Raw genomic sequence first — 6,604 nt, 5'->3', positions numbered from 1 at the left:
GCGCTTGATGGTGTTTTGCGAATATCAATTTCGTGAACCCTATTGTCAATTGAAGCAGAGGGAAGTACAATGAGGGTAATTCAACTTGTACGTACAATTAGTGAATGAATGTCGGAAAATCCAATATGGTATGTACAAGTTAATGAGCAATCATTTTTCATAAGGAGGCGCTTTGGCATGAAATTGAAACCGCATTCTTTTTGGTTCGTGACTGGAAGCCAGCATTTATACGGCCCTGAAACGCTGGAAGAGGTAGCGGGCCACTCCCGCATTATCGCAGAACAACTGGACAAAGACCCGGCGATTGGGTTCCCGGTGGTGTTTAAACCGATCGTCACGACGCCGGACGAGATCTATAAGCTGATTCTGGCCGCCAATGGCGACGAGACTTGTGCGGGGATTATCACTTGGATGCACACGTTCTCGCCAGCTAAAATGTGGATCGCCGGCTTGTCCCAACTGCAAAAACCGCTGCTGCACTTCCATACGCAGTTTAACCGCGATATTCCGTGGGAAACGATCGATATGGATTTCATGAACCTGAACCAATCAGCCCACGGTGACCGCGAGTATGGGCATATCGGTGCCCGGCTTGGGATCAACCGCAAAATCGTGGTCGGGCATTGGGAGGACGAGGAAGTCCGTGCGTCGCTGGCGGGCTGGATGCGGACGGCGGTCGCTTATGCTGAGAGCCGGCAGCTGAAGGTAGCGCGCTTTGGCGATAACATGCGCGAAGTGGCGGTGACCGAAGGTGACAAGGTCGAAGCGCAAATCAAATTCGGTTGGTCGGTGAACGGGTATGGCGTTGGCGATCTGGTGCAGGTGCTAAATGAAGTTACCGATGCGGAAGCCGAAGCGCTGCTGAAAGAGTATGCCGAGCAGTACACCATTACGCAAGCCGGTTTAAGCAGCGGGCCGATTCGCGACTCCATCGCATATCAGGCGAAGCTTGAAATCGCCATGAAACGGTTCCTGGAGCAAGGCGGCTTTGGGGCGTTCACGACGACGTTTGAGGATCTGCACGGACTCAAGCAACTCCCGGGTCTGGCTGTGCAGCGGTTGATGGAAGCCGGGTACGGTTTTGGCGGGGAAGGCGACTGGAAGACTGCAGCTCTGACTCGTGTGCTCAAAGTGCTGGCAAACAACAAAAGCACCTCGTTTATGGAGGATTACACGTATCATTTTGAGCCGGGCAATCACATGATTCTGGGCGCGCACATGCTGGAGGTGTGCCCGACGATTGCGGCGACGAAGCCGACGATTGAAGTGCACCCGCTGGGCATCGGGGGTAAGGCCGATCCGGCGCGGATGGTGTTCGACGGCCAGGCGGGTCCGGCGGTTAACGCTTCGCTTGTTGATCTGGGCCATCGCTTCCGGTTGCTGGTCAACGTGGTGGACGGCGTGAAGGTGGAGAAGCCGATGCCGAAGCTGCCGGTGGCCCGCGTATTGTGGAAGCCGCAGCCTTCGCTGCGCGAATCGGCGGAAGCGTGGATTTTGGCCGGCGGGGCGCATCATACGGTGCTGTCTTACGCGATTACGGCCGAGAACCTGTCCGACTGGGCGGAAATGGTCGGCATTGAAGCGGTGATCATCGACAAGGATACCTCGGTACCGCGCTTCAAGAACGAGCTGCGCTGGAGCGATGCGGCTTACCGGTTGCGCTAATCGCAGTGGCAGTTACGCGAGTCGCAGCTGCGTGACGTGAATCAGGCTTGCTTTTGGATAAGGTGTGGAAACAGCCCTCTGCGTTCGCCCGGCCTATGTTACAATAACGGGTAGTAAAGAGAACGGTGGCATTGGTGAAGGGTGGACGAAACATGAACGACCGGAAAATTCCGAAATATATGCAGCTGAAAAACGAATTATTGTCTTGGCTCGAGCAAGGAAAGCTTCAGCCCGGAAAACAGGTTCCGTCGGAGAACGAGATTGCCGAGCAGTTTGGCTTAAGCCGGCAGACGGTTCGGCAGACGTTTGGCGAACTGGAGAAAGAAGGCTGGCTGGAGCGCATCCAGGGCAAAGGCACGTTTGTCCGGCATCCCGGACGGCGGGAGGGCGAAGCGGTGAAGACGATCGGCATTATGACGACGTATATTTCCGATTATATTTTTCCTCATATCGTTCGAGGAGCGGAGGCGGAGCTGCGCCAGCATGGGTATCGGCTGCTGCTGTCCAGCACGGACAACACGAAGGAGAAGGAAAGGGATAGCCTGCAGCTCATGACGAGCCAACCGCTCAGCGGACTGATCATCGAGCCGACGAAGAGCGCGGAGGGGAACCCGAATTTGGGGTATTTTTTGGAGTTACAGGAGAAGGGGATTCCGTATTTGATGATCAACGCGAGATACCCCGAGCTCGAATGTCCGTGCCTGAAGGTGAACGACGAGGCGGGAGGCCGGAAAGCGGCGCTGTACTTGCTGGAAAAAGGGCACCGGCAGATCGCCGGATTTTTCAAAAGGGATGACCTGCAGGGCGTCAACCGGCTGAAGGGGTTCCTGTCGGCCCATCGGGACTTTGGGATTGCGGTGTCGCCGCAGCATGTGGTGACGTTTACGACGGAGCAAAAAGGCGACTATATCTATCAAAAAGCGCTGGAGCTGCTGCAAAAATCGGAGGATCGGCGGCCAACGGCATGGGTGTGCTACAACGACGAGTTAGCGGTGCGGCTGATGGACGCTGCCGCCGCGTGCGGCTTGCGGATTCCGGAGGATTTGTCCGTCATCGGCTTTGACGATTCCAGCCTGGCGGCGGCCTCGGGCACGAAGCTGACGACGCTGACCCACCCCAAAACGGCGATGGGCGAGCTTGCCGCCCGCCAGCTGATCGGGATGATCGAGCGGGGGGAAACGCCGGGCGATACGGTGTTTGAACCGGAGCTGATTGAACGGGATTCGGTGCTGGAACGAACGGTTTTGAAATAAACTGGAACGAGAGAACGAACGGGAACTAGACAACTTGGCGGTGTCACCGTCCTGCTGAAGTTTGGCGGGCGGTGCCGCTTCGGTTGAAACAGGTGCTTGGTAACTTGTACGTACCTTTTGTTATGTTGGATGACATGGGATAAGGAAAGGGGACGAAGCTTGCGATGTTGGAAGCCTTAAAACAGCAGGTGTGGGAAGCCAATTTGGAGCTTCCGAAGTATGGACTGGTCACGTTTACGTGGGGAAACGTCAGCGGGATCGACCGGGAAAGCGGATTGTTTGTCATTAAACCCAGCGGCGTGCCGTATGAGGAATTAAAGCCGGAGCATATGGTCGTGGTCGACCTGGACGGCAACGTGGTGGAAGGGAATCTGCGCCCGTCCTCCGATACGCCAACGCACCGGGTGTTATATCGCGAATTTCCTGACATCGGCGGGGTTGTGCATACGCATTCGCCGTGGGGAACCAGCTGGGCCCAGGCAGGGCGGGCGTTACCGGCGTATGGAACGACGCATGCGGATTATTTTTACGGTGAGATCCCGGTAACGCGGCCGATGACACGAGCCGAAATTGAAGGCGCTTACGAGTTGGAAACAGGCCATGTGATCGTAGAGCGGTTTAAAGAGCTGGGGCTGGATCCGAACCAGGTGCCGGGAGTGCTTGTGCATTCGCACGCGCCGTTTGTCTGGGGCAAGGATGCGCATCATGCGGTCCATAATGCCGTTGTGCTGGAAGAGGTGGCGAAGATCGCCGCCCGGATGGAGCAGATCAATCCGAATACGCCGGCGATGGATCAAGCGCTGTTGGACCGGCATTTTTTGCGGAAGCATGGAGCCAATGCCTATTACGGGCAGAAATAATGGGATGCAGGGAGGGGTTACGATGAGCAAGGGGAAAAAATACACGATTGGCATCGACTACGGCACGCAGTCCGGCCGCGCTGTACTGGTGGATTTGTCGGACGGCCGCGAGGTTGCCGACCATGTGACGCCATATCCGCATCATGTCATTGATGAGCGGTTGCCCGGATCTGGGATTAAGCTGGAGCATGATTGGGCTTTGCAGCATCCCGGCGATTATCTGGAGGTGCTGCGGCGCTCGGTGCCTGCGGTGCTCCAGGAATCGGGAATCGATCCGGCGGATGTGATCGGGATTGGCATTGATTTTACCGCCTGCACGATGCTGCCGGTGGATGCGCAAGGCCAGCCGCTGAGCTTCGATCCGGCGCTGGCCGATAACCCGCATAGCTGGGTGAAGCTGTGGAAGCACCATGCGGCTCAGCCGGAGGCAGATAAGATCAACGCGATTGCGGCGGAGCGGGGAGAAGCGTTTTTGGCGCGGTACGGGGGGAAGATCTCGTCCGAATGGATGATTGCGAAGGTATGGCAAATCCTCGACGAAGCACCGGAGATCTACGAGAAAGCGGATCTATTTCTGGAAGCGACCGACTGGGTCATCGCGCAAATGACCGGCAACATCGTCCGCAACAGCTGTACGGCGGGCTACAAAGCGATTTGGCATAAGCAGGACGGGTATCCGAGTAAGGAGTATTTTAAAGCGCTGGATCCTCGGCTGGAGGATCTGACGGATACAAAACTGCGCGGCGACGTGATTCCGCTGGGGACGAATGCAGGCGGACTGCTGCCGGAGATGGCCGAGATGATGGGCCTGACGCCAGGCATCGCCGTGGCGGTGGGCAACGTGGACGCGCATGCAGCCGTGCCAGCTGTCGGTGTTGTCTCGCCGGGCAAGCTGGTTATGGCGATGGGGACCTCGATTTGCCACATGCTGCTGGGGACGGAAGAAAAGCAGGTTGAAGGCATGTGCGGCGTGGTCGAGGACGGAATCATTCCGGGCTTGTACGGCTATGAAGCCGGGCAGTCGGCTGTGGGGGATATTTTTGAATGGTATGTTGAAGAAGCGTTGCCGGCGTACGTGAAGGAGGCGGCGGAGAAGGAAGGATTGACTGTGCACCAATGGTTGGAGCGGGAAGCCGCTGCGTATCAACCGGGGCAAACGGGCCTGCTCGCGCTCGATTGGTGGAACGGCAACCGGTCTGTGCTGGTGGATACGGATTTGACCGGGATGATCCTGGGGATGACGCTGCTGACCAAACCGCAGGAGATTTATCGGGCATTGCTCGAGGCAACGGCTTTTGGCACGCGCAAAATTATCGACGCGTTTGTTCAAAACGGCGTGCAAGTTGACGCGTTGTATGCCTGCGGCGGATTGCCGCAGAAAAACCGCCTGCTGATGCAGATCTATGCGGATGTGACGAACCGTGAGATTTTTGTGGCAGATTCCAAGCAGACACCGGCCCTCGGCGCGGCGATGTTCGCAGCAGTAGCTGCAGGCGCGGAAGCGGGCGGCTACGATTCGATCCTAGATGCCGCCGAGAAAATGGCCCGCGTCAAAGAGGAAACGTTCAAGCCGATCCCGGCGCACGTGGAAGTGTACGAGAAGCTGTATCAGGAATACAGCCAGCTGCACGACTACTTCGGCCGCGGCGAAAACGACGTGATGAAGCGGCTGAAGCGAATCAAGCAAGCGGCGGAGTAAGAGTGGGAGTAAGCGGGGCGAAGGAGTGGCTGGCCTGTCAAGGACTGTGCGCCTCGCCCACCTGTTGTTTATGAAGAAGGTAAAGGATCGAATACCCTCTTGCCCTAAGTCCATGGGCGCCGATTCGAGCTGGAATGGGGTGTCATGGGGTGTCGCGAGGAAAGGGATAGGGCAATTTTTTCGCTTTACGGGGAAATGCGGCAAATCGTAGGGTCCTAAAGAAGTTTTCAGAAAATTGCAGGAAGTTGATGGATGGTCAAGGGAGGGGATAACGTGCTGCAAGACAGACAGTTGGAGCAGTTGAAGGTGATTGAACTAGACCGAGGGGTGATCCGGAAGGTTGCTCCTTACTTGCGGGAACAGGGTTATCGCCATGTCCTGCTGGTGGCGGACGATCATACGTATGCGGCGGCGGGAGAGCAGCTCATGGGTTTGCTGGAAGCGGAGGGCGTGAATACGCGCGTTGTCCTCATTCAACCGGACGCGCAAGGCGATGTGGTCGCCGACGAGATCGCGATTGTTCAGCTGTTGCTGGAGATCCGTCCTGACGAGACGGATGTGCTCCTCGCGGTGGGCTCCGGAACGATCCACGACATCGTCCGGTTTGCCGCCCACAAGACCGGCAAGCCGTTTGTGTCGGTGCCGACCGCGCCGTCCGTGGACGGGTTCACCTCTGCAGGCGCGCCGCTGATTGTACGCGGGGTCAAAAAGACGGTGCCGGCTGTGCCGCCGGTGGCGATTTTTGCTGACCTCGATATTCTCATGGCGGCCCCGCAGCGGTTGGTTGCTGCGGGCTTTGGCGATATGCTCGGTAAATACACCAGCCTGTTCGACTGGAAGTTCTCCCGTCTGACGGCGGGGGAACCTTATGACGAACAGGCGGCGGCGATTACCGAGCGCGCGCTGCGCAGCTGCGTGTCGCACGCCGAGGCCATCGGCGCGCGCACGGAAGAAGGGATCCGCGCCTTGATGACGGCGCTGATCGAATCGGGCATCGCCATGCTGCTGTTCGGGCAGTCGCACCCTGCCTCCGGCGCAGAGCACCATCTCTCCCATTACTGGGAGATGGAGTACCTGCGCCAGGGTCGGCGAGCGCTGCTGCACGGTGCTAAAGTTGGCGTTGCCTG

The 6,604-nt window shown here is 57.7% G+C and carries 5 protein-coding genes; all 5 read left to right on the top strand.

Features of this window, described 5'->3' with window-relative positions:
- The first annotated feature begins 177 nt into the window (after positions 1-177).
- Entirely contained in the window at positions 178-1,665 is a 1,488-nt protein-coding gene (gene araA, locus POTG_RS07520) for an L-arabinose isomerase (protein WP_009224226.1), read from the top strand.
- A gap of 152 nt (positions 1,666-1,817) precedes the next feature.
- A complete protein-coding gene (locus POTG_RS07515; protein ID WP_009224225.1) occupies positions 1,818-2,918 on the top strand; it encodes a GntR family transcriptional regulator in 1,101 nt (366 codons plus the stop codon).
- Between the two features lie 164 nt (positions 2,919-3,082).
- Entirely contained in the window at positions 3,083-3,778 is a 696-nt protein-coding gene (gene araD, locus POTG_RS07510) for an L-ribulose-5-phosphate 4-epimerase (protein WP_009224224.1), read from the top strand.
- 22 nt (positions 3,779-3,800) lie between these two features.
- Positions 3,801-5,477 (top strand): ribulokinase, encoded by a 1,677-nt coding sequence (locus tag POTG_RS07505; RefSeq protein WP_036644640.1) that lies wholly within the window; start codon positions 3,801-3,803, stop codon positions 5,475-5,477.
- A gap of 273 nt (positions 5,478-5,750) precedes the next feature.
- A partial coding sequence (locus POTG_RS07500; protein WP_232282246.1) for a sn-glycerol-1-phosphate dehydrogenase occupies positions 5,751-6,604 on the top strand: 854 nt, incomplete at its 3' end.

The sequence above is a fragment of the Paenibacillus sp. oral taxon 786 str. D14 genome (assembly GCF_000159955.1).
Lineage (GTDB): Bacteria > Bacillota > Bacilli > Paenibacillales > Paenibacillaceae > Fontibacillus > Fontibacillus phoenicis.
The sequence above is the reverse complement of the archived record's forward strand: the minus strand, read 5'-3'. Positions and strand labels throughout refer to the sequence as shown.